The sequence below is a fragment of the Maridesulfovibrio salexigens DSM 2638 genome, from assembly GCF_000023445.1.
Classification (GTDB): Bacteria; Desulfobacterota; Desulfovibrionia; order Desulfovibrionales; family Desulfovibrionaceae; genus Maridesulfovibrio; species Maridesulfovibrio salexigens.
On record NC_012881.1, the window covers coordinates 39,753 to 62,500 of the forward strand.

Annotated in this window: 24 protein-coding genes, 2 tRNA genes and 1 pseudogene (1 of these 27 only partly in view); 17 read left to right on the forward strand and 10 right to left on the reverse strand. The window is 46.2% G+C overall.

Going from position 1 to position 22,748, the window contains the following annotated elements:
- Positions 1-258: 258 nt before the first annotated feature.
- On the forward strand, positions 259-2,205 hold the full coding sequence (locus DESAL_RS00195) for a methyl-accepting chemotaxis protein (protein ID WP_012765637.1): 1,947 nt from the start codon (positions 259-261) through the stop codon (positions 2,203-2,205).
- Positions 2,206-2,255: 50 nt separating this feature from the next.
- Here the strand turns inward: DESAL_RS00195 and DESAL_RS00200 are convergent, their stop codons facing one another.
- From DESAL_RS00200 to DESAL_RS00210, 3 genes are all read right to left on the reverse strand, one after another.
- Positions 2,256-3,044: a class I SAM-dependent methyltransferase gene (locus tag DESAL_RS00200; protein WP_012765638.1), complete on the reverse strand. Its 789-nt coding sequence runs from the start codon at positions 3,042-3,044 to the stop codon at positions 2,256-2,258.
- Between the two features lie 172 nt (positions 3,045-3,216).
- Positions 3,217-3,292 (reverse strand) — tRNA-Lys (locus tag DESAL_RS00205).
- Between the two features lie 127 nt (positions 3,293-3,419).
- Positions 3,420-3,495: transfer RNA gene (locus DESAL_RS00210), tRNA-Lys, on the reverse strand.
- 272 nt (positions 3,496-3,767) lie between these two features.
- Here DESAL_RS00210 and DESAL_RS00215 point away from each other — a divergent pair.
- The 13 genes and pseudogenes from DESAL_RS00215 to DESAL_RS00275 all read left to right on the forward strand — a co-directional run bounded on the left by DESAL_RS00215 (position 3,768) and on the right by DESAL_RS00275 (position 16,124).
- Positions 3,768-5,033 (forward strand): phenylacetate--CoA ligase family protein, encoded by a 1,266-nt coding sequence (locus tag DESAL_RS00215; RefSeq protein WP_012765639.1) that lies wholly within the window; start codon positions 3,768-3,770, stop codon positions 5,031-5,033.
- Positions 5,034-5,040: 7 nt separating this feature from the next.
- Complete coding sequence (locus tag DESAL_RS00220) at positions 5,041-6,219, forward strand: ChaN family lipoprotein (protein WP_012765640.1); 1,179 nt, start codon at positions 5,041-5,043, stop codon at positions 6,217-6,219.
- Positions 6,220-6,239: 20 nt separating this feature from the next.
- Complete coding sequence (gene mutM, locus DESAL_RS00225; protein ID WP_012765641.1) at positions 6,240-7,064, forward strand: bifunctional DNA-formamidopyrimidine glycosylase/DNA-(apurinic or apyrimidinic site) lyase; 825 nt, start codon at positions 6,240-6,242, stop codon at positions 7,062-7,064.
- A gap of 200 nt (positions 7,065-7,264) precedes the next feature.
- Entirely contained in the window at positions 7,265-8,785 is a 1,521-nt protein-coding gene (murJ, locus tag DESAL_RS00230) for a murein biosynthesis integral membrane protein MurJ (RefSeq protein ID WP_012765642.1), read from the forward strand.
- 105 nt (positions 8,786-8,890) lie between these two features.
- A complete protein-coding gene (locus DESAL_RS00235) occupies positions 8,891-9,616 on the forward strand; it encodes a tRNA1(Val) (adenine(37)-N6)-methyltransferase (RefSeq protein ID WP_012765643.1) in 726 nt (241 codons plus the stop codon).
- A 222-nt stretch (positions 9,617-9,838) separates the two neighbouring features.
- The gene (locus DESAL_RS00240; RefSeq protein ID WP_012765644.1) at positions 9,839-11,179 is read left to right on the forward strand and encodes an AAA family ATPase; all 1,341 of its coding nucleotides are present in this window, start codon (positions 9,839-9,841) and stop codon (positions 11,177-11,179) included.
- Positions 11,169-12,122, forward strand: coding sequence for a metallophosphoesterase (locus DESAL_RS00245; protein WP_012765645.1), 954 nt, complete (start codon positions 11,169-11,171; stop codon positions 12,120-12,122). Before DESAL_RS00240 ends, DESAL_RS00245 begins: the two co-directional genes overlap by 11 nt.
- Positions 12,109-12,426, forward strand: coding sequence for a hypothetical protein (locus DESAL_RS00250; RefSeq protein ID WP_012765646.1), 318 nt, complete (start codon positions 12,109-12,111; stop codon positions 12,424-12,426). The genes DESAL_RS00245 and DESAL_RS00250 overlap by 14 nt, the downstream gene beginning before the upstream one ends.
- A 17-nt stretch (positions 12,427-12,443) precedes the next feature.
- Complete coding sequence (locus tag DESAL_RS00255; RefSeq protein ID WP_041722025.1) at positions 12,444-13,082, forward strand: AAA family ATPase; 639 nt, start codon at positions 12,444-12,446, stop codon at positions 13,080-13,082.
- Positions 13,083-13,196: 114 nt separating this feature from the next.
- A pseudogene (gene fliN / locus DESAL_RS00260) lies at positions 13,197-13,451 on the forward strand (flagellar motor switch protein FliN); the annotation flags it as partial.
- Positions 13,452-13,603: 152 nt separating this feature from the next.
- Positions 13,604-15,196 carry an ArnT family glycosyltransferase gene (locus DESAL_RS00265; RefSeq protein WP_012765648.1) on the forward strand — a complete coding sequence of 531 codons (1,593 nt, stop codon included), beginning with the start codon at positions 13,604-13,606 and terminating at the stop codon, positions 15,194-15,196.
- 264 nt (positions 15,197-15,460) lie between these two features.
- Positions 15,461-15,718, forward strand: coding sequence for a helix-turn-helix domain-containing protein (locus DESAL_RS00270; protein WP_245543768.1), 258 nt, complete (start codon positions 15,461-15,463; stop codon positions 15,716-15,718).
- Between the two features lie 22 nt (positions 15,719-15,740).
- On the forward strand, positions 15,741-16,124 hold the full coding sequence (locus DESAL_RS00275) for a hypothetical protein (RefSeq protein WP_012765650.1): 384 nt from the start codon (positions 15,741-15,743) through the stop codon (positions 16,122-16,124).
- A gap of 101 nt (positions 16,125-16,225) precedes the next feature.
- Here DESAL_RS00275 and DESAL_RS00280 read toward each other — a convergent pair whose 3' ends face one another.
- From DESAL_RS00280 to DESAL_RS00290, 3 genes are all read right to left on the reverse strand, one after another.
- Positions 16,226-16,882 carry a DUF2959 domain-containing protein gene (locus DESAL_RS00280; RefSeq protein WP_012765651.1) on the reverse strand — a complete coding sequence of 219 codons (657 nt, stop codon included), beginning with the start codon at positions 16,880-16,882 and terminating at the stop codon, positions 16,226-16,228.
- A 151-nt stretch (positions 16,883-17,033) separates the two neighbouring features.
- Positions 17,034-18,161, reverse strand: coding sequence for an FkbM family methyltransferase (locus DESAL_RS00285; RefSeq protein WP_012765652.1), 1,128 nt, complete (start codon positions 18,159-18,161; stop codon positions 17,034-17,036).
- A 74-nt stretch (positions 18,162-18,235) separates the two neighbouring features.
- Positions 18,236-18,820, reverse strand: a complete 585-nt coding sequence (locus tag DESAL_RS00290; RefSeq protein WP_041721533.1) for a peptidylprolyl isomerase — start codon at positions 18,818-18,820, stop codon at positions 18,236-18,238.
- A gap of 166 nt (positions 18,821-18,986) precedes the next feature.
- Between DESAL_RS00290 and DESAL_RS00295 the strand changes: the two genes are divergently transcribed.
- Entirely contained in the window at positions 18,987-19,394 is a 408-nt protein-coding gene (locus DESAL_RS00295) for a bacteriohemerythrin (protein ID WP_012765654.1), read from the forward strand.
- Positions 19,395-19,464: 70 nt separating this feature from the next.
- Here the strand turns inward: DESAL_RS00295 and DESAL_RS00300 are convergent, their stop codons facing one another.
- The 4 genes from DESAL_RS00300 to DESAL_RS00315 all read right to left on the reverse strand — a co-directional run bounded on the left by DESAL_RS00300 (position 19,465) and on the right by DESAL_RS00315 (position 21,115).
- A complete protein-coding gene (locus DESAL_RS00300) occupies positions 19,465-19,815 on the reverse strand; it encodes an Hsp20/alpha crystallin family protein (RefSeq protein ID WP_012765655.1) in 351 nt (116 codons plus the stop codon).
- A gap of 12 nt (positions 19,816-19,827) precedes the next feature.
- Positions 19,828-20,241, reverse strand: a complete 414-nt coding sequence (locus DESAL_RS00305; RefSeq protein WP_012765656.1) for an Hsp20/alpha crystallin family protein — start codon at positions 20,239-20,241, stop codon at positions 19,828-19,830.
- Between the two features lie 192 nt (positions 20,242-20,433).
- Positions 20,434-20,865 (reverse strand): FKBP-type peptidyl-prolyl cis-trans isomerase, encoded by a 432-nt coding sequence (locus DESAL_RS00310; RefSeq protein ID WP_012765657.1) that lies wholly within the window; start codon positions 20,863-20,865, stop codon positions 20,434-20,436.
- 64 nt (positions 20,866-20,929) lie between these two features.
- Complete coding sequence (locus tag DESAL_RS00315) at positions 20,930-21,115, reverse strand: Trm112 family protein (RefSeq protein WP_012765658.1); 186 nt, start codon at positions 21,113-21,115, stop codon at positions 20,930-20,932.
- A gap of 96 nt (positions 21,116-21,211) precedes the next feature.
- Here DESAL_RS00315 and DESAL_RS00320 point away from each other — a divergent pair, with 96 nt between their 5' ends.
- Positions 21,212-22,069, forward strand: a complete 858-nt coding sequence (locus DESAL_RS00320; RefSeq protein ID WP_012765659.1) for a PHP domain-containing protein — start codon at positions 21,212-21,214, stop codon at positions 22,067-22,069.
- Between the two features lie 20 nt (positions 22,070-22,089).
- A protein-coding gene (locus DESAL_RS00325; protein WP_012765660.1) for a peptidase U32 family protein crosses the window boundary here: on the forward strand, positions 22,090-22,748 show its 5' portion. Its footprint extends 622 nt past the window's final position; the window shows 659 of its 1,281 coding nt (coding positions 1-659); it begins with the start codon at positions 22,090-22,092; its stop codon lies beyond the right edge, outside the window.

Genomic DNA, 22,748 nt, shown 5'->3' on the forward strand with positions numbered 1-22,748 from the left:
TAATGATTCTGGTCTCTTATGTGATTGAGACGGGATTCCTTTTTTCTGTTGGTCTGACATCTTACTGTCTACTGGTCCTACCAGTATAACTGAGAGCGAAAATAGTCAAGTGAAGCCTTGTTTCAAGGGTCATAATGACGGAAAATATATTTTTGGGTATTCCTTAAGATAGTTCAATGTGTTAGGTTATGGAATTATGAGGGGGTAAGTATTCACAGTGGGGAGTGTGATTTTTGGTGCTTTAGAGGAGAGTGTACTATGAATTGGAAGAATTTAAGATTAGCCTATAAATTTGTTATAGGCTTTGGGGCTGTATTGTTGTTGCTGGTTCTACTTGGGGGGTGGTCCATATCCGGAATCGGTACAATTGTGGGGAATGCAGAAGAGGTTATTGCGGGGAATAAACTCAGGGGAGATTTTGTACAGAAAATTGTAGATCATCTGAACTGGGCCAATGAAGTGAATAGACTGCTGACAGATAAGGATGTTCACGAAATTGATGTTCAGGCAGATCCTCATAAATGCGGTTTCGGTAAATGGTATTACAGTGAAGACCGCAAGAAAGCGGAAAACTTGGTTCCTGAAATTAAGCCATTGTTGGCAAAGATCGAGTCTCATCACAATAAGTTGCATAAATCAGCTATTGCAATTGAAGAGAAGTATGAAAATGTCGATCCGGCTATGGGCAGCTTTTTGAGAGAAAAAAAAGTTGATCATCTTAATTGGATGGTTGCTGTCTTGAAGCAGCTCATGAATCCAGAGTCCAAATCCATAACTGTTCAGGCAGATCCCCATAAATGTGGATTGGGTAAATGGCTTTACTCATCAAGGGTTAAGGAGATGGGAAGAGAGCATCCTGAATTCGGGGCTCTTTTGGAAAAAGTCTATGAACCGCATACCAAGCTGCATGATACTGTAAAAACGCTTAATTCATATCTTGCCCGTGGGGATAGGGAAGGAGCACAGAAGTATTTCTCTGCCAATGTTGAAAAGTATGCCGCTGAAACTTTGGATAGGATTGAAGCCCTTATCCAGTGGCATGAAGGTGAAACAAAACTTCTTGCTGAGGCTACTGATATCTATGCAACAGTCACGGTCCCGGCACTTAAACAGATTCAGTCCATATTGACGGAAGTACGCAAGACGGTAGCCGATAATATTATGAGCGATCAGCAAATGCTTGATGCCGCAGCCGCAACGAGACAAATCATCGTTGTTGTCAGCCTTGTAGCGGTAGTTATCGGTATCCTTATGGCATGGATTATTGCGAAGGGAATTTTAGGTCCTCTGAATAAGGGCTTGGATTTTGTCGCTGATGTAAGCGAAGGCGACCTTTCCGCAGATGTGAACCTTGATCGCAAGGATGAACTCGGTAAGCTCGCAGATGGAATGCGTAATATGGTTCATAGGCTGCGGAGTGTTGTCGCTGAGGTAAATAGTGCTTCCGACAGTGTTGCTAGCGGTAGTGAGGAGCTTTCTGCTTCTGCTGAAAGTCTTTCACAGGGAGCCACAGAACAGGCTGCCTCTATTGAAGAGGTTTCATCATCAATGGAAGAGATGGCAGCCAATATTAAGCAGAACGCTGATAATGCTGTCCAGACCGAAGGGGTTGCAGATAAGTCTCAGGTTCAGGCATCCCAGAGTGCTGAAGCTGTAAGTGAAGCGGTGCAGGCGATGAAAAGCATCGCTGAGAAGATTATGATTATTGAAGAGATTGCCCGTCAAACCAATTTGCTGGCACTTAACGCTGCCATCGAAGCAGCCAGGGCAGGTGAGCACGGTAAAGGCTTTGCCGTAGTTGCCGCCGAAGTGCGCAAGCTTGCTGAACGCAGTGGTATCGCTGCTGCTGAAATCAGTGAACTCTCTTCATCCTCTGTCGTTGTGGCGGAAAAAGCAGGGGAGATGCTACAGGAATTGGTGCCCAGTATCAGCCGTACAGCGGAATTGGTGCAGGAAATTGCTGCAGCCAGCAATGAGCAGAATACCGGTGTAGGGCAAATCAATAAGGCTATCCAGCAGCTCGATACTGTAATTCAGCAGAATGCTTCCGCATCTGAAGAAATGGCTTCCACCTCAGAAGAGTTGTCTCGTCAGGGACAGCTTTTGCAACAGGCGATGTCTTTCTTCAAGTTAAGCGGCGGTCCTGCTCCCATGCTTCCTGCGGGTAGTTCTTCTCCCGAAGATGATGGTTTTGACAGGTTTTAAGTTTAATCAGTAGCTAAATGAAAAGGCGCATCCTTTCGGGTGCGCTTTTTTTATTTTTTGGTGGCCTTGATTACAATGTCCTTTCCGCAAAGAGCGGGAGTGGAGAGCAGGACATCCCGGACAAAGGTGTTTGCCTTGCGTTGTTCCGGGGTGACCTTTTCGTATCCTTCGCGATTCTTTTTGTGGAAGAGGATGAAAAATGTTGTGGCCAGCCAGATCAGCGGTTTGAAGATCAGCCATGCCTTGTCGCTTTTCCTGATTTCGGAAGAGGTTACTTCTTCGATGTTGTATCCGGTTTTGCGCAGGAAGTAGTCCATTTCCGGGTAACCGATTAGGTTGATGTGTTCCTCTCCCATGATCAGATCCAGATTAATGGGGGAGGGCATACCCCGGTAAAAGCCTGTAAAAAAGTGATAAGCCCTTGAGCGCAGGCAAAGACGGTTGGGGAAGGTCAGGATCAGGGTCCCACCCGGAGAAAGGTGTTTGTGAAACATCCTTAAAGTGTGTGGGACGCTTTCGATGTGCTCGATAACTTCCCTGCAAATGATGGCATCAAAAGGGCCGTTGTCTATTTCGTAATCTGCGGCATTAAGATCTACTTTGACTTCATGAAGACCTTCGGCTCCTTCCTGCACAAAGTTGGTGATTGTGAGGTCGTGCCCTTCGGACTTGAGTTCCAAAGCAAGGATTCCTTCCCCAGCGCTTGTTTCGAGTATTTTTGCCGGTTTTTTGGAAGGGAGCATCTTTTTGATGATGTTATCCTTGGCAATATCTCTGACGTGCTTGAGTATTTTTTTGCCTGCGATGTCTATTTCTATGCGGTTGTTTTTTTTGCCCATCGGATGCTCCTTGGTCTGTTTGCAAAAAAGAGGGGATATTTATCTTTATTAAGATGTTCTTAATCTAAATAGAACCGCATCTTGATAGATATTAAGGAGAGTAGTGTCAATAAAGACTTATAAACAGAAAAAGGGCATTTCATCTAAGATGAAATGCCCTTTTCTTTCAAAATGGTGGGTCGTGCTGGGCTCGAACCAGCGACTCTCTGCTTAAAAGGCAGATACTCTACCAACTGAGTTAACGACCCGTATATTTTAAAGCGCGTCTATCAAGATTATCAAGTTGCTCGAAGCTTGTCAAGAACTTTTTTTAAACGGGTTTTGATAGACCGCCGTTTTGAAAGATCATTTCCGCTCTTGCGGAATTTGTTCGGATGGTGGGTCGTGCTGGGCTCGAACCAGCGACTCTCTGCTTAAAAGGCAGATACTCTACCAACTGAGTTAACGACCCTCTCCGTGCGAACGAAGAAGCTTTTATCCAGACAGCATCTTCCTGTCAACTAAAAAAATGAAAAAAGTTTATTTTTTCTTGTTTTGGTGTTAGAATCTCTCCTCTTCAATATACCTTGCAGTTTTTTGGGGCTGTGTTTTGTGTCTTTATGTATCTGAAATATAAGGACAAGTTGTAAAAAAGTTGACAAATATGTTTTGTTTTCCTATATTGGCTAGGCTAAATGGAGTGCCGACACCTATTTGGCAATAAATTATGGAGGAAACCTATAAATGACTCGTAAAGACCGTACCGAAGGCATCTATAGCCGTCGTGAAGTTCTTGATGAAGGCGAAAGACGCCAATACTGCGCCCTGCAGCTCAAAGAACTTTTGACCTATGCCTACCGTTATTCTGAAGACGTCAAAAAACGTTTCGACAGAGCTCAGTTTCAAGTCGATAAGTTCAAAGAACTTTCCGATCTTAAACATATACCTATATTAAAGAAGAAAGAACTGATCTTCCTGCAGTCCATGGGACCGCGTCTTGGCGGATTGCTGACCAAAGACCTTGGCGAACTGCGCCGCATCTTCCTTTCTCCCGGTCCTATCTTCGATCCTGAAGATCGTTCCGATGATTACTGGGGATGGACTGAAGGTTTCTACGCTGCCGGATTCCGTTCCGGTGACGTAGCACAGGTTACTTTCAACTATCATCTGGCTCCTGCCGGACTTATGTTTGAAGAACCCCTGCGTAACCTTAATTGCGCAGTTGTTCCTGCTGGTCCCGGTTCTACCAATAGCCAGCTTGAAATCATGCAGAAGCTTCGTGTTACCGGCTATGTCGGTACTCCCAGTTATCTGATGCATCTGGCTCAGAAGGCTGAAGAAGCCGGCCTGAACCTGCGTAAGGACCTGTATCTTGAAGTCGCATTTGTTACCGGGGAAAAATTCTCCGAAAAAATGCGTTCCGATCTGGAGAAGAAATTCGATCTGATCATGCGTCAGGGTTACGGAACCGCAGATGTCGGTTGTATCGGTTACGAGTGCTACCACAAGAATGGTCTGCACATCACCAACCGTGCTTTTGTTGAAATCTGCCATCCCGATACCGGTATTCCGCTTAAGGACGGTGAAGTTGGTGAAATCGTAATCACCGCTTTCAACAAGACCTACCCCCTGATCAGACTCGCTACCGGCGATCTGAGCTACATTGACCGCACTCCTTGTCCCTGCGGACGTTCCACACCGCGCCTCGGTAACATCGTTGGCCGCGTGGATACCACTGCACGTATCAAGGGTATGTTCGTCTATCCCCATCAGGTTGAACAGGTCATGGCACACTTCGAAGAAGTCAAACGCTGGCAGATCGAAGTTACCAACCCCGGCGGCATTGATGAAATGATCCTCAACATTGAGGTTTCCAACTTCAAGCGTGAAGATGAGCTGCTGCACATGTTCCGTGAAAAGATCAAGCTGCGCCCCATGCTCAAGGTTCTGACTCCCGGCTCACTGCCTCCGCAGATCAGGCCCATTGAAGATAAGCGTAACTGGGATTAACCCGGGTATGACTTTTAATACCATCAACAAGTGCGCAAGGGCCGTTCTGGTCCTTTGCGCACTTTTTTTTGTGCTTGGCGGTTGTGTGAAGAAAAACATTCCACCAGAAATGGCGGTTTCTTTCCTGCCTTGTTCCGGGGATTATATTGATCAGGTGGGCGATCCGCTTCCTTTCGATAAGCTAATGGTCGAGGCTGCAAAGGCCGACTACGTGCTCATCGGAGAAGGGCATACCTCCATTTGTGACCACAAGGCTCAGTTTGAGATTCTTGAAGGTTTGACCCGTGGGCATACTAAGGTCGCAATCGGTCTTGAGATGGTTACCGCTCAGAAGCAGGATATTCTTAACCGTTTCAATCTGGGTCAGATTCCGGTCTTGGAGCTGCCCAAGGAACTTGATTGGGAGAATGGCTGGCGTTTTGATTTCAATATGTTCAAGCCGATTTTTGAACTGGCGGAAAAGCGCAGGTTGACTGTTGCCGGATTGAATTTTCCTTTTCGAGTGGTCAGAGAGGTTCGCGAGAAAGGCCTTGAAGGGCTTACCCCGGAAGACAGGGCTATGTTGCCGGAAAAAGTTATCTCTCCCGCGCCTGAACAAGAAGAAGGTTTAAAAGAAGTACTGGCCATGCATCAGGGCCGTGATGCAACGGACCCCAAGCAGATTGAGCGTTTTTTTCTTGTCCAATCTCTTTGGGATACGGGGATGGCGGAAAAGGCCGTGCAATTGCGCCGAAGTTCCGGGCATCCGGTGGTGATTCTTGCCGGGGGCGGACATGTAGAGCACGGTTGGGGCATACCCCGCAGGCTGAAAGTACTTGACCCGCAGGCTAAAGTTATGACCATCATGCCTTGGCGTGGTGATGAATTTTATCCCACAGCAGCGGATTCATTCTTTTATTGTCCGCCGTCTTATGAAAGTCGCATGGGCATGACAATTGAAATACGTCAGGGAAGGGCGGTGATCAGCGCTGTTAAGCGTGACCGTAAGGGCTACAAGAAAGGATTGCGCCCCGGCGATATTATTTCCAAGGCTCAGGGAATTCCCGTAACCAGCCTGACTGCCATGCACATGGCCGGGTCCAAGGCCCACAAGGAAGACAAGCCGCTGGTTTTCACCATTGATCGTCGCGGTGAGATTTTCGACCTTGATATGGGCAGACTGACCCGCATGAAGAAAGATAAATAAGATATTTCAGGAAGTGTAAAATGCCAGAATTGCCGGAAGTAGAAGTAATCTCCCGTGGTCTTGCCGAATCTCTTGAAGGCAAGACAATTGAATCTGTTAAAATTCTCAACCACAGTTCTGTAAAAATGCCGTGGTATCTGTTTTCCTCTCGCGTGGCAGGGGAGAAGATTACCCGCATTCATCGTCGCGCTAAGTTGCTGATCATGGATCTTGGCGATGATTTGCATATAACCTTTCATCTTAAGATGACCGGAAGGGTCCTTGCTCATGAAGGCCCAACCACCCCAGAGCCGCACACCCGTATTGTTTTCGGTCTTACCGACGGCGGTTCTATTGAATTTCACGATACCCGCAAATTCGGAGAAGTACGCGCATTGAACAATGAAGAGCTTCAGGAATGGGATTTTTATAAGAATCTCGGTCCCGAGCCTCTGGAAGTAACAGCCGAAGAACTCGCGGAACGTATCACCGGACGCAAGGCCCAGATCAAGGGCTTACTGCTCAATCAGTCCGTAGTGGCCGGGTGCGGAAACATTTATGCTGACGAATCCCTGTTTCGTTCCGGCATTCATCCCAAGGCAAAGGCATCCGATCTTTCTAATGAATCTCTGGTGAAACTGTTCACTGAATTGCAGGCTGTGCTTAAGCAGGCAATTCAGGAAAACGGTAGTTCCATCCGCGATTACGTGGATGCGGGCGGTGATGCCGGAGGCTTTCAGAACAGTTTTAAAGTTTATGGCAAGAAAGGCGAGCCCTGTCCCGATTGCGGGAAGATATTTGAAGGCGCTACCGTCGCGGGACGTACTTCCACTTTTTGCAGTAATTGTCAGAAAATGAAGGATTAGTATGCCTTCGGCGACCCTCCGGGGGCCGGAGAAACTTTTTGTAAAAAGTTTCTCTGGACTCTTCAAAAACTTTTAGTAAGGCTTCGCCGCTGTAAATGACAAATTTTCTATGATGAGAATTATTTAAAACTATTAAAAGTTTTTGGGATTCTTAAACCCTTTTTTCAAAAAGGGTTTAAGCCGCCGGAGGCTTTCTTCAAATGACCGCTGAATCCAGTAAAATAGTCCGCAACGCCTCGGTAGTAGCCGGGGCGACTTTGCTTTCAAGGGTCCTTGGCTTTGTCAGGGACCTTATTGTTGCGTTCGCGTTAGGCGCTGGTCTGCCTGCGGATGCATTTTTTGTGGCCTTTCGTATTCCAAACCTGTTGCGCAGGCTGTTCGGGGAAGGCTCTTTGACCATGGCTTTTGTCCCGGTTTTCAGCCGCGTGCGTAAGGAACAGGGTGATGCTGCGGCCTTTGAAATGGCAAGGTCTTCCATGCTTTGGCTGCTGCTCATTCTTGGAGCACTTACCGTGCTGGCAATTGTCGGTGCCAAATACATTGTAATGCTGATTGCGCCCGGGTTTATCGGAAATCCCGCGTTGATGTCTCTTACGGTCGATTTGGTAAGAGTTTGTTTCCCTTATGTTATTTTTATTTGCGGTGTTGCGCTTTGCATGGGCATCCTGAATAGTATGGGCCATTTTCTGGCTCCGGCACTGGCTCCGTGCATGCTCAATGTTGCTTTGATAGGATCGGCTCTGATCGGCTATTTTACCGGGAACAGTGTTGCTTTGTTCATGGCTTGGGGTGTGCTTATCGGTGGAGTGCTGCAATGGATGCTGCAACAGCCTTATCTTAAGCGTATCGGGCTTCATTGGCGCGGTAAGGCGGAGCTTGATAACCCCGGTGTGAAACGCATGGGTAAACTCATGCTGCCCACTGTTCTGGGAGCGGCTGTCTATCAGATCAACGTGGTTCTGGGTACTTTGCTGGCTTCGTTTCTTCCTGTCGGTTCTGTTTCCTATCTTTATTATGCCGACCGCCTAGTACAATTCCCGCTGGGTGTTTTCGGTATCGCTGTAGGTACGGCGGCCCTGCCCAGTCTGGCAAAGCTTTACGTTGAAGGGCAGCATGATGATTTCGCCAAGACCCTTAAGCAGAGTGTCGGCTTGATCCTGTTTATTTCCCTGCCTGCAATGGCTGGTTTGGTCTCCCTTGCCGAGCCGCTTATCGGTTTACTTTTTCAGCGCGGGGCCTTTGATGCACAGGCGGTGACAGCTACTTCGCAGGCGCTTATGGCTTATGGAATCGGCCTTCCGTTTATTGCCATGTCCCGTCCGTTGGTTTCAGCCTTTTATGCACAGGAAGATACCCGGACTCCGGTTAAGGTAGCCATCTTATGTTTATTGGTTAATGTTGGCGCAGGGTATCTGCTCATGCAGCATATTGCCCATGTGGGTCTGGCCTTGGCGGTATCGATTTCGTCCATGCTCAATTGTCTGCTTCTTTCTATTATTATGGGCCGCAGGACCGGACTCTTCCCGATGCCGTTTGGAAGTGTGGCAAAGAGCGTTCTGCTCAGTGCATTGATAGGTGCAGGGGCGTGGTACAGTGCCGGGTATGATATTTTATGGTTCGCACTTATCCCGGTTTGGATGGCGGTTTATGGATTCGGTTCGCTGCTGCTCAAGTCAGATGATGCTCGTATGTTAGTTGGGGCATTGCGAAGAAAGATTTAATGCGCTTTGCGATTGTTATGAGTTGATTATGCCTCCGGAGGCTTAGCACTTTTTGCAAAAAGGGCTAAGAACCCCAAAAACTTTTTTTAGTTTTGGTTTGGTCTCATGTTTGAAGAAATCCGTAATTATTTTCCACGTGGACTTGTACAGCCTCAGTCTGGTTTCAGGTTTTCCACAGACTCTCTGCTGATCAGTAGTTTTGTGTCTGTTCCCAGTCAGGCTCGTGTGCTTGATCTTGGAACAGGCAGTGGAGTTATTCCGCTGGGCATTATGCTGCGTCATCCGGATAAAGGTCTGAACATCACCGGACTGGAAATTAATTCTGATATGGTTGCGGCTGCGGAAGAGAATGTGCAGAAACTTGGTTTTGCTGAGGAAATCGGCATTGTGCAGGGCAATGTCTGCACACCGGATTTCGCCCCCGCCGGGAGTTACGATCTGGTGGTCTCCAACCCGCCGTACCGTAGCGAGGGCAGAGGTAAGGCCTGTCCGGATGAAGATCGCAACAAGGCCCGGTTCGAGATTGATTGTGATCTTGATGCATTTGTTGCCACGGCATCACGCATGGTCCGTAACAGGGGGCGGGTCTGCTTTGTTTTTCTGGCAGAGCGGCTGACCGAGCTAATTGATTCCTTCACCCGTCACAAGCTGGAACCTAAGCGCATGAAATTTATCCACGGGCGCATAGATTCGCCATCAAAAGTAGTAATGCTTGAAGCTGTGAAGGGCGGCAAGCCGGGGCTGATTCTGGAACCGCCTGTGATTTTATTTGAAAGAGATAATTCCTTAACTCCATCTTCAATTGAGTATTGTCCATTCATTGCCAAGTAGTTAGCCTCCGGCAGCTTAAACCTTTTTTGTAAAAAGGGTTTAAGAATCCCAAAAACTTTTAATAGTTTTAATTTTGGGTTAACTCGGCAATGTGTTTATTTTGAATTGATTCTGATTTGTTAGAACAACAGAGCGAAGCTTATTAAAAGGTTTTGAAGGGATGGGGTCTGGGGAAGGGAAACTTTGGCAAAAGTTTTCCCCCTCTGGTCGCCGAAGGCATTCATGATCAAAAAAATATTACTAAAAAATTTCTTGGCCCATGCGGAAACCGAGATTGAGCCCGGTCCGGGCATGACCGTGCTGACTGGTCCCAACAACAGCGGTAAATCTTCCATTGTTGAGGCTTTGCGCTGCATTGCAACCAATCCGCTGCCGAAACATTTTATTCGTCACGGAGCTAAACAGGCTCGTGTTGAATTGGAAATGGATGATGGCGTTCGTGTGGCGTGGATTCGTAAAAAGGCTACTGCGTGGTATGAAGTTCTTCGCCCCGATGAAGAGGAATGGGAAGTTTATGCCAAATTCGGGCGTAATACCCCGGAAGATATTTTGAACATTTTGCGCCTTAATCAGGTTCCGTTGGAAGGCGGCAAATCGCTTGATGTCCACATCGGCAACCAGCGTAATCCTATCTTTCTGCTCGATCAGCCTTCATCTGTTGCCGCTCAGTTTTTTGCTTCGTCTTCGGAAGCTTCTCATTTGTTGGCCATGCAGACAGAACTTAAAAACCGTGTTCGTGCTGCCAAGCGGGAGAAAAGTTTCCAGCAGCAGAAACTCGATGAAATCCGTACTGAGCTTGATGAACTGCAAACCCTGCCCGATGTAAATCTGGAACTTGAAACTGCCCGAGATCTGAAAGGGCGGATGGATGTTCTGGATAATGAAATCCCGGCGGTAGAAAAATATCTGCAACGTAAAGGCGAGCTTGAAAATTACAAAACAAGCCTCGGCGCGCGGGAAAAAGAATTGTCGGAATTGAAGGAAGCGCCCGAACTTTTTCCTTCCGTACCTTTGGAGCGTGTGGTTTCAGGCATGGAGCGTTTGCGTATTCATGGGCAGAATCTGAAAGCAAGGTCTGAGTCACTTGACGGATTACAAGTACCTCCCGAACTTTTCCCGGTACAGCGTCTGGAAGCGGAGCTTGTGCGGCAAAATCAACTTACTTTTGCAGAAGAAAAACAGAATGCACGACGCAAGGTGCTGGAACCGCTCTCATCTCCTCCTCAGCTGGAAGATGTTACTGCACTTTCCGCAACTATCCACAATCTGTCCGGCAACTATGGGGCAAGGGATGAGATTTTACGCCGCGCTGCTGTGTTGGTTCCGTTAAATGAGCCTCCAGAACTTCATGATTTTTCGGCTCTTATGAAGGTTATGAACAATCTTTCTTCTTTGCACAAAGCACAGACAGACGCGCAGGCCCGTTTGACTGAACTTGAAAAGTCCGAATCTGACCTTAAACAGAAGATTGAGGTCCGACTGGCAGAAATTGGGAATTGTCCGCTCTGCGGCGGTGATCTTGATGCGCAAAAGTTGATCGGGGAGGAAAGTAATGAGTCTTGAGAAAGTAAAAGCTAACGGGCTTTTCCTTATCGGAGACCCTCATATAGCCTCTACTCCTCCGGGCCAGCGGCTGGGAGATTTTGCTGCGGACGTACTGGAAAAATTGGAAGCCTGTTTTGAGCGAGCTGCTGAATTGGAAATGATCCCGCTGATTCTGGGTGATCTTTTCCACTGGCCGCGTGATAACGGCAATTCCTTGCTGGTGGATATGATCGGGCTGTTCGGTAAGTATAAGCCTTTTGTGTTGGTGGGTAACCATGACAAATATCAGGCTCGTTTCACTCCGGACGTTTCCATGGCCGTGCTTGATGCCGCCGGGGTTATCAATTTGATTAGTGAACAGGGTCCGGCTTTTGAACTTGAGACTCCGCAGGGGCTGGTATTGATTGGTGCGTCGCCGGATTCCACGCCCATTCCCAAGGAGTTTGATCGCGAGGACGGGAAGTATATTAAGGTAGTCTGGGTGACTCATCATAATATTTCTTTTCCCGAGTGCGAGAAAAAGCAGCACGCTATCAAGGAAAAAACGGGCATAGACTGGATTATTAACGGTCATATTCATCGTCCGCGCGAATCTATCACCAAGGGGATGACGACTTGGGCTAACCCCGGAAATATTACCCGTCTTGTTTTTTCCCGGTTGGCTCTTGAGCGTAAACCGCAGGCAGGAATCTGGACTCCGGCTTGTGATGATCTTGATAAATGGGAAATTCCTCATCGTGACTTTTACGAAGTATTTCCTAATCAGGAATTTTTACCCGAAGCTGAAGATGCGGCAGCAGCCGAATCAAAATTTTTACAGGGCCTTGAGCGTCTGGCATGGAAAAGAACCCATGAAGGCGAGGGGCTTAAGCAGTTTTTAACAGATAATATCGACCCGGAAGAGCCGGAAAGCACTCTAATCTGGGAATTGTATACGGAGGTTACCGATGGCAATGGGTAATGGAATGAATAATGGTACAAGTCAGCCCGTAAATGGACTTGAGCAGGAACTTAATCTGCTCAAAGATCAGCATAAATGGTTGCATGACAAGAAAATCCGCACTGAGCAGGAACTTGCAAGCACCACCAGCCAGCTTGCTGCTTTGGAAGAAGAAGCTAAGGCTCAATACGGTACCAGCGATCCGCAGGAACTGGCTAAGCTTCTGGAAGAGAAAAAAGCTGAAAACGCACGTTTAGTTACCGAGTACCGTTCCCATATCATGTCGATTAAAGAAGGTTTGGATAACTTGGAAGGCAATAATTAATGCCTCCGGCGGCCTATATGGAACAATCTGAAATTACACTTGAATCCTTAGAACGCAGAGCAGATCGGTTAAGTGCTAAGGCTTCGTCACGCATGGATGACTGGCTGTCTTTGCGTGAAGAGGGCCGCAAGGTCGATGAATTTTTGGAAATAGCTCCGGGCGCGGCTGATCGGTTGGAAGAGCTTTCCACCGCTTTGTTCGGGGAACTTTTGAGCGAACTTGAGACCAACCTTACTCATGCCATCCGTGAAATTCTCGGGCAGGATCGCGAAGTTAAGGCTGTTGCCTCTATTCGTGATAAAAAGTTGCAGGTTGATTTCCAGATTTTAAATCAGGGCGGCGAAGAAGATATCATGGTCGGGCAGGGCGGCTCGGTTTGTAATATTTTATCTGTGGGATTGCGGCTTATTGCTCTGTCGCGGCTGAATCCTGAAGCGCATAGGCCCTTTCTGGTACTGGATGAACAGGATTGCTGGCTGCGTCCTGACCTTGTGCCCGGATTTATGGAATTGATCAGGACCATTGCAGAGCGGCTGGGTTTTCAGGTGCTCGTTATCAGTCATCATCCTTTAGATTTATTTTCTGAAAGTGCGGATGCAATTCTGGCTTTGCAACCACAGAAAGAAGGTGGTCCGTCTGTGGAAAGGGTTAAGTAAGGGTCTGAAATTAAAGAACTGGTCTTTTGCTGGTTGTTTGCGGATTTTTGCTGTATCCTGCCTTCAGTTAATCAAGTTTTTTAGCGGAGTTTATATAAAATGGCTGAACAAAGTCTGAAACGCATTCTGGATATCCCCCTTGAAGTTAAAGTTGAAATGGGGCGGACCAAGCTTTTGGTCAACGAGATCATCCAGTTCGGTCAGGGTACGGTTATTGAGTTGCATAAACTGGCCGGGGAACCGCTGGATATGTATGTTGAAGGCCGTTTGGTTGCGCGTGGTGAGCTTGTTGTAATCAATGAGAATTTTGGATTCAGGGTTACCGAGATCATCAAGCCCGAGGACAGGATCAAGAAGCTGGGACTGTAACCGGGGCCAGACTCAATCCGGGAAAAGTTTTTTTGAATGCTCCGCCCCCTGCTAACGGGGGCTTTGTTTTTGGTTTTATCTGCCGTAAAACGGGCTGTTGTTTTCTTATGCAGCCTCGGATAAGAAGTTTCCTCGCAAGGAGGTCACATTAAGTGTCATCGTTAAATGATTCGTTTAAAAGCAAGCCCGTAATCTGGGCTGTTGCAATAATTTTTATCAGTACTTTTGCCCGTCTCTGGTTTCTGGGAACAGGGCAGCTCAACCTTGTGCAGGATGAATCCCAATATTGGGATTGGACCCGCCACATGCAGCTTACCTATTATTCCAAAGGGCCGCTCATTGCTTGGATTATCAAGCTTTGGACGACTGTTTTCGGTAATACTGAATTCGGGGTCCGTTTTGGATCGGTGGTTGGGTCGTTTTTAACTCAGATTGTTCTTTTCTGGGGCGTTGCCCGTATGTGGAAAAGACCTATCGCTGCGGTCTGGACCCTGATTATCTACAATTCCATGCCTGTATATCTGGCTCTTGGAATTTTGATGACCACGGACAATCCATTTATCCTTTGTTGGAGTTGCGCACTTTTTGCTTTGTACAAAGCTTCCATCCCGCATCCACCGGGGCTGGATCGTGACTCCAATGAGTCGCAGACCAAACCTTTTTTTCTGATCAGTATTTTCTTTGGGATTGGAATTCTGGCTAAGTACACCATGCTTGGTTTTGCCGGTCTTTCGGTCATGTATGGGCTGTTGCTCATGCGCAGGGAACGGTTGCCGCGCGGATTCTGGCGCAAGTTGTTCCTGTCGCTGACAGGCGGTATTTTCCTTGGCTTCCTGCCGACACTGATCTGGAACATGCAGAATAATTTTGTGGGTTACAAACATGTTTTGCATTTGATTGGCGCTTCCGGGGATAAGGCATCGCAACTGTTGCGTTTTGATCGTTTTCTTCCCTTTCTGGGAGAGCAGATCGGTATGGCCACCCCGTGGTGGTTGTTTTTTATGTTTATCGGGGGATTTGCGGCCTTAGCTTTTGTTCTCAAAGGCAAAGGACGTAATCTGATGAACCTGAATCACAGGCAAAGTGCACTGCTTGCAGTTTTTTTTCTTCCGGTCTGGATTTTCTTTTTCCTCTGGAGTTTCCACGCCAAGGTTCTCGGAAACTGGGCCGTTATCTCTTATGTTAGCGGAGTGATGATTGCCGGTTTTGCTTTTGAAAGTTTCTGGGGACGAAGAGGCCGTTTTCGCTCTTTATGGATGTCTTTAAGTGTTGTGATTTTCGTAGTTCTCCATTTCCAGAACCTTGTTCCTTTACCGGATCATCTCAACCCCACCCACCGCCTTAAGGGATGGACAGACCTTGGACAACAGGTTGTTGAGTTGGAAAAAAGCCAGTTTAAAGATCCGTCCAAAGTTTTTGTAATGAGTGATGAGTACGATATGACTGCAGCTTTGGCGTTCTATGTGCCCGGGCAACCTCGTACCTATTGCGCATGGACAGATCGTCGTATGAATCAATATGACCTCTGGCCCGGTCCGGAAGATAAAATCGGTTGGGATTGTGTTTATGTAATCAAGAAATTCCATAATAATACCAACGAGGAGCTCAAGAAGATGTTTAAGCGGGTCAGTTCTCCTATCCATCTTCAGACCACTTTCCGCGGGAAACCGTCCAGAAAGTTCACCGTATATCTATGCTATGACTATAACGGATATTGGCCGCGTGATCCTCGTTTGAGATTCTAGGTAATCTCTATCAAAATGAAATTAAGCCCTTTCGGTTCTGCCGAAAGGGCTTTTTTACGTTTTTTTTTAAGAAAAATATGAATTTTATTTTGGATGTTTGATTGCAGATGGTTTTCAGTTGAGAGCTCTTTTCGGTTATTTCTTTTGTAATTTCGGTTAATTTAATGATTGTTGGAGTGTTGTCGCAGAAACAAAGAGACATAAATGCATTTCTTTGACATTTTTTGACAAATAATGTCATAACGTCTACATCGTAGTGTAATTTTGAAAAATCAGGACAAGGCTTTGACTCCATCGCCTACGCTATACACGGTACGTGAGATTGCCGACACGCTGAGAATCCATCCTAGAACGGCTTACAGGCTGGTTCAGGAGGGAAAAATTCGCGGTATCAAGGTTGGCAGCCAGTGGCGTGTACCGGAAAGTTCCCTGCTGGAATATATTGAGTCCGGTTTGCAGGCGGTTCCCAAGAAAGGGAAGGATGATAAGAAAGGTTCTGAGCAACTGAAACTGCCCATTTGAGAAACATCGGTGGACAAGGATCATGAAAAAGTCAGCTGCCCTTAAAAGGGTGACTCTGGAAAATGATTTTGGTGGCCAGATTTCCTTCGTCGGAAAACTTGAAAATGAATCCCTCAACTACAATGAGGACAGCGGGGAGCTGGTATCTGAAAAGATTTACAGTACCGAGAAGGGGCGCACAGGCTATTCCATTGCAACCAGAAATGGTGAGGAGCGAGACAAAAGGGCTTATCTGATGGAAGATCAGGGTAAAACCTGTATCGTATCCAACGGTTCCATTCTGCTGGGACTTGATACAGATGTAATGCTTACCTTCTGCGCGCAGGCACTGGCTGAGCAGGCTGCGACCAAATCTGAAGATGAACTGGAATTTGTAAAAAAACAGCTGCAGGTAGTTAACGGTTAAATCGTTTTCGCAGCACTGGATTAACAAGCGCGAAAAGAAATCCCCGGAGTAATATTACTCCGGGGATTTTTATTTTTAAGTTCAATGACAGTTTGTCATTCTTAATTCTTTTTCAATTCCTTGATAAAAGCGTCAGCTTCATCAATGGAGCGCTGCATTTCTTTGATCAGTCTGCCGATGTCCGCTTCAAGGGTGTTAAGTTCAGATTTGAGTGAGGCAATGGCCTGAGCATTAAGATTATGCTTCAGGTAGAGCACCTGATCCCGGAAAACATTGAGTACGGGATCTATTTTCTTTTCAGCCTTGCGCATGGCGGAAAGCAAACGCTTGAATTTGCTTTTGGTCTTGGAAAGTTTCACCCGGCTTTCGTTGCGCAGCTTTCTGCTGGTGTACTGGTCAAGTTCTGCATTCCATTCATCGAAAAGATCGTATCCAACCTCTTCAACTGCATCAATTCTTTTGCGTACTTCCAGTGCAGCCGCTTCGCTGTTCTCATATTCATCGTTGAGGCGTTCGTATGTTTCCTGAAGATCGCCGCCGTGAAAGCCGGTCAGGGCACTGAATTTATCGAGCGCACTTTTGAACTGTTCGCTGGCTTCTTCTTGTGATTCCCGTGCTTTTTCTACGTTGGAAACAAGGATGTCCCGTTTATGGTATCCGAAACTTTCCATGGTTTTGTAGTAAGCGGACTGGCATCCGGCCAGCCCAAGTGTCAGGGCGATTATGAGTGAAAAGGCGATTTTATTCTTCAGGTTCATGAAAGTTCCTCCGGGAATAATTTTATAAGCTTATAGTATTCACTTACATAAGAGCTCGGGGTGTGCTTGTCAAAAAGAAGGCTTGTCCAGCTCAAAAGTGATCGGGTTAATGTTTCGGTTTTTCTGTGAGTCACTTGGACTTAGCTAAATATTAATCTTTAACTTGTGCGTATAGGACAGTCTCCCATTCATTCATATAGTGATGATTGATTGAGAATTCATAACCCAAGTATAGTGAATCCAAGAAAAAGGGTATCGTGTAAAAATCTTCAGGGTTGTGGTACAGGCATATGGCAAGTTTAGGCTTAAATTTTTTAAGAGTCTGCACTGCACCTCTTAAGGCGTTCAGCTCCGCACCTTCTATATCCATTTTTATGAAATCTACACTTGGTAAGTTGAGTTTGGAGACTGTTTCATCAATGGTGGTTGTTGAAATTTTGAATGACGCCTGATTGCTCTCGTCTATCCGTGAGCCTCCTGCTGCTTCAGTAAAAGACAAAGTCTCCCCGGAAACATGCCAGACTCCTTTTTCTACAAGGGTGGTTCTGGAGGCCAGTTCGGGATTCAATTTCATGTTTTGTTCGTACACCTTAAGAAGCTGGTCGTATGGTTCAAAACAGTATACGTGTCCGGATTCGCCGACTCTTTCCGCAAACTGAAGAGAGACATCTCCAAAAGCCGCACCGCAATCCAGAACTATATCTCCTTCGCTTACCCCTACATTCATGCTTTCGCCGGATACCATGTATGATGGAGCACATTTGTGCCTGAACAGCTCTTCAGAAATTGTATAAAGTTTGAAATTGAAATCGTTATGTGAGTATTCGAAGAGTGAAAACAGGTCGCTACGCCATGTCTTCCGGACGGATTTTAAAATCTCCGGGTCAGCGATTGATGTGTTTTCGTGTTTTGCGACAAGCTCATTCCGCTGTTGGATATTGTTTTTTTCGTAGTACGGAAGCTTGGCTCGTAGCTTGCCTAAAAGGGCATAAGCAGAAATATCGAGCAGTAATTTCTTTTTGTCTGCTTCCTTCAATAAAGAGTAGAGCAGTGTTTTAGTATTTAGTTCCTGTGCAAATTGTTCCTGCTTTTCTTCAAGTACCTGTTCAATTGACAGCTCAGGTTGTTCATTAAGTTGCTCTATATCCCTAAGTTGTGCCTCTCTGCTGCCAAACTGGTAGAATAACAGGCTGTTATCATCGTAATGGCTTTGTGCGGCTGTGAGTAATCTTTGGATTAAAGCTGTGGCAAAATAAGAAACATTGGAATAATCGCGCATCTGGAACTCCTGAATGCTAAAATACCCTGCCACATGGTGACAGGGTATTATTAATAATTAAACTTAACATCTTCTTATTGCTTAAGTTCTTCAGCCTTGATGATGGTGATTGGTTTCACCGGTACATCGCTGAAGTGTCCCTTGCGGAAGGTTACGGTCTTGGCGATTTTATCGACAACCTTCTTGCCGCCGATGACTTTGCCGAAGACAGCGTAGCCCCAGCCGGAGCCGGATTCTGACTTGAAGTTGAGGAAGCTGTTATCCTTAACATTAATAAAGAACTGGTCTGTGGCTGAGTGGGGATCATTGGTGCGGGCCATGGCAATGGTGTATTTGTCATTGTAAAGGCCGTTGCGGGCTTCGTTTTCAATGGGAGCGTGGGTGGCTTTCTGTTTCATGTTTTTATCAAAGTTACCGCCCTGAATCATGAAGCCGTCAATTACGCGGTGAAAGATCGTTCCGCTGTAATGCCCTTCATTTACGTAGCGCAAGAAGTTTTCCACAGTAATGGGAGCCTTGGCTGCGTCAAGTTCGAGCACGATGTTGCCCATGCTGGTCTGCAGTTTCACGAAAACTTTAGAACCTGCTGCGTTAGCGGTTCCTGCAAAAAGGGCCGCACAGAAAAGGGCACTGACCAACAATATCTTGAAAAATTTCATTTTTAATTTCCTCCTTAAATAGGGTTTATAGCGGTTTACCAGAAACGGTCTTTGCGGGCAAACTTGATAAGGCAGTAATATATGTTTATTGGCCTCGTATATGGTTTTGTTATGAGATTGTCGGAAATCAATGTTTTTTGAAAATAATATGTGAATAGGAGTTAGGATGCCGATTTTAGAATGGAATGATGATTATTCGGTCGGGGTAAGCATCATAGATACAGAGCACAAACAGCTCGTGGGTATGATTAACAAGGCTTACGACTCGGTAAAAAATATGGAAGAGGAGAAGGTTCTCAAAATTTTAGTGAAAGATATGTGCGATTATGCGGTAAGCCATTTTTCTACTGAAGAAAGGTTTATGGAGAAGTATGGTTATCCCGCTCATGAAGAGCATGAAAAAATGCATCATGACTTTACTGTAAAGGCTGAAGCTCTTGATCTGCTTATAAAATCCGGAAATCCTGTCGAGCCTGTTAAAGTCTTTAAATATCTTGCTGACTGGTTGCGGAACCATATTCTGAAAACAGATAAGGACTTAGGCAGATTTTTGAACGAGAAAGGCGTGGAGTAGGTTTAAATGGAAAAGGCTCCCCGTGGTAGAGGGAGCCTTTATCGAGGGGGTGAAGGAGTGAGGTCTTTTTTTATTCGTTGGTAATTTGTATCTTGCGGGGCTGAACTTCCGGCATCTTGGGCAGGAAGAGTTCCAGCACTCCGTTTTTCAGATTGGCTTTGATGTTCTCACGGTCAACAACATCCGCGATGGTAAATCTTCGGGTATATTCGCCTTCGCAGAATTCCTGATCAATGAACTTTTCATCTTCGCCCAGTGCAGTCGCGGCCTTGCCGGAAACAATTAGGGTGTTTTCATCAAGATCGATTTCAAGAGCTTCTTTGCTTACACCGGGCAGATCAACATACATGTAAAAGCCCTGTTCACTTTCAACAATGTCAGTTGCGGGGCTGAATTTTTCCATATTTTTTTCAGTAGTCATATTAATTCTCCCTTATTCAACAGTAATACCGACCTTTCTGGGGACGGATGCTTCAGTTTTCGGAAGAGTAATATTAAGTATTCCATTTTTTGTTGATGCAGTAATTCTGTCTACATCTATAGTAGTGTTGATTGAGACTATTCTTTGGAATACTCCTGACGGTCTTTCCTGGCGAAAATATCTTCCTTCAGGAAGTTTACGCTCTCCCTTGAGGACTAGGTTTTTGTCTGTGACAGTAATCTCCATGTCGTCAATGGAAATTCCAGGTACTTCCGCACGAATATATATGTTGTTTTTATCTTCAACAATGTTTAACGGAGGATATGATACTTTTCTCCGTCTATGATGATGAGGATTAAAGACGTCGTTGAATATTTTATCAAATTCATACGGAAAGTTATAGAATGAACCAAAGTCGATAACCATAAATAACCTCCTGTTTTCTTCGTCTGCATTACAAATATGCATTCGATTTAGGTTGTCAACATTTGAATAATAATATTTTACGGGAAGAATTACGGATGTGTTTGTAAGTGTTTGATATAAAATAAAAATCCCCGCATGAATATTCATGCGGGGATTTAATTTTTCTCAATTGGGCTTTAAGCCCATGAAAAATTAAGCCATGATTTCAAGCAGTTCAATCTCGAAAATCATGGTCTGTCCGGCGAGGGGATGGTTGCCGTCGAGGACAACTTTTTCATCGGATACGGATTTAATTGTTACGTTGGTAACACCCTGATCGGTGTTAACCTGGAGCATCATGCCCACTTCGGGGTTGATTTCAGGCGGAATCTGGTTGCGGTCTACTTCGAAGGTGTGTTCCTCGTGGTAGGGGCCGTAGCCTTCTTCGGGGCTGATGGTAGCTTTTACCTTCTCACCAACGGAAAGGCCTTTGACAGCGTCTTCAAAACCCTTGATCAGCATGCCCTGACCGAGAACGATCTCAAGAGGTTCACCTCTTTTGTAAGAGGAATCAAATTCGGTGCCGTCTTCGAGGGAACCGGCATAGTGGACGCGGATTTTGTCGCCGTCTTTGGCTTGGGACATGGATACTCCTTGTGGTGTCGCGGTTAGCCAAAAAGGCTATTCTCCGCATTGTTTAGATTTATACTTATTTGTTTTCCCACTGGTCAGCGGGAACAGCTTCATCAACGAGCATGATCGGGATTTCGTCTTTGACCGGATAGATAACATTACAGGCATCACATTTGAGCCCTGTTTCGCCGGGAAGAAGTTCCAGCTCGCTTTTGCACTTAGGGCAGACGAGTATATCGATCAGTTCTTTATTCAGAGTCATAAAGGTACTCCTTGCACATTGTTTGATCACTACCCTATAACTATAGAAAAAGAATTCCTCAACCCCGCATTTTCTGCGCTACTATCGGAGATTATTATGTCTGCCATTGATCTACATACTCACTCCACCGCCTCAGACGGAACATTTACCCCTAAGGAACTTGTTAAGGCCGCAAAAGAAGCCGGACTCACAGCCATTGCCCTTACCGATCATGATACTATGGAAGGATTGCCCGAAGCCCTTGAAGCCGGAGTTAAATCTGGGGTGGAAGTAGTCCCCGGGTGTGAATTAAGTGTTGAGAGTAAAGTAGGGGTTTTGCATATTGTGGGACTTTGGGTGGATCCCTACTCTGAGCGCTTGAAGCGTGTTTTTGATGAAGTCCGTGCGAGGCGAATCGAGCGAAACGAAGCTGTCGTAGCTAAATTGCAGAAACTCGGCTTTGACATCTCAATGGAAGAGGTGCAGGGTCAGGCCGCCGGAACCCTCGGCAGGCCGCATATGGCCCGGGTCATGCTCCAGAAGGGGTATGTGCATAATTTCGATGAAGCTTTTGATAATTATCTGGGTAAAAAAGGTAAGGCCTATTATCCCAAGAACAATATTTCAGCTGAAGAAGCCTTTAATCTGCTGCGCACAACTGACGCTACACCAATTCTTGCCCATCCATTCCTGCTTAGTTCCAATGAGGAAAAACTGGATAGTGAAGTAGGGCGTTTAAAAGAAATGGGGTTGCAGGGGATTGAAGTTTATTACAGTTCGCATTCAATTGAAATGACAGGGATAGTTAAAGGTCTGGCCCGCAAGTATGATTTGCTCCCCAGTGGAGGCTCTGATTTCCACGGTTATGTAAAGCCGGATATTAAGCTTGGTAAAGGTACTGGAAATCTTTTTGTACACCACAGCGTGCTTGACGGGATGAAGGCCTTCAGGCAGTCCAGAGGACTCAAAATTTAACACTATTTATTAATCTTACTATGAATACATCTACAGAAAATAAATCAGACAATCCTGATATCGCCCGTCCTATCCTTGGTGAAATGCCGGAACTTCTTTGTCCTGCCGGTAATATGGAAAAACTCGAAACTGCTGTAACCTATGGTGCTGATGCGGTTTATCTCGGAGCAGGGGATTTGAACCTGCGTTCCGCCGGGGCAGGGTTTAAGTGGGAAGAACTCCCCACAGCCTTTGAGCTGTGCCGTAATAATAATGTTCAGGTCTATTTCTGCGTTAATGCCTATCCTAAGGAAAAGGATCTCGCCAAGGTTCGAGCTGATCTTGAGAAGCTGGCAGAATGTCCACCGGACGGACTCATTATAGCAGACCCCGGAGTGCTTATGCTGGCAGCAGACGTTCTGCCGGATATTCCGGTACACATCAGCACGCAGGCTAATACCGGAAACAGCGAAGCCGCAAAATTCTGGCAGAAGTTCGGGGCTTCAAGGGTCAACCTTGCGCGTGAGCTTTCCGCCGCTGATGTAACTGATATCGCCGGTAAATGTCCTGAAATGGAGTTGGAGATGTTTGTGCACGGAGCAATGTGCATGGCGATCTCCGGTCGTTGCTTCCTGAGTGCATGGCTTAACGACCGTTCTGCAAATATGGGCCGCTGCACCCATCCCTGTCGTTTTGAATA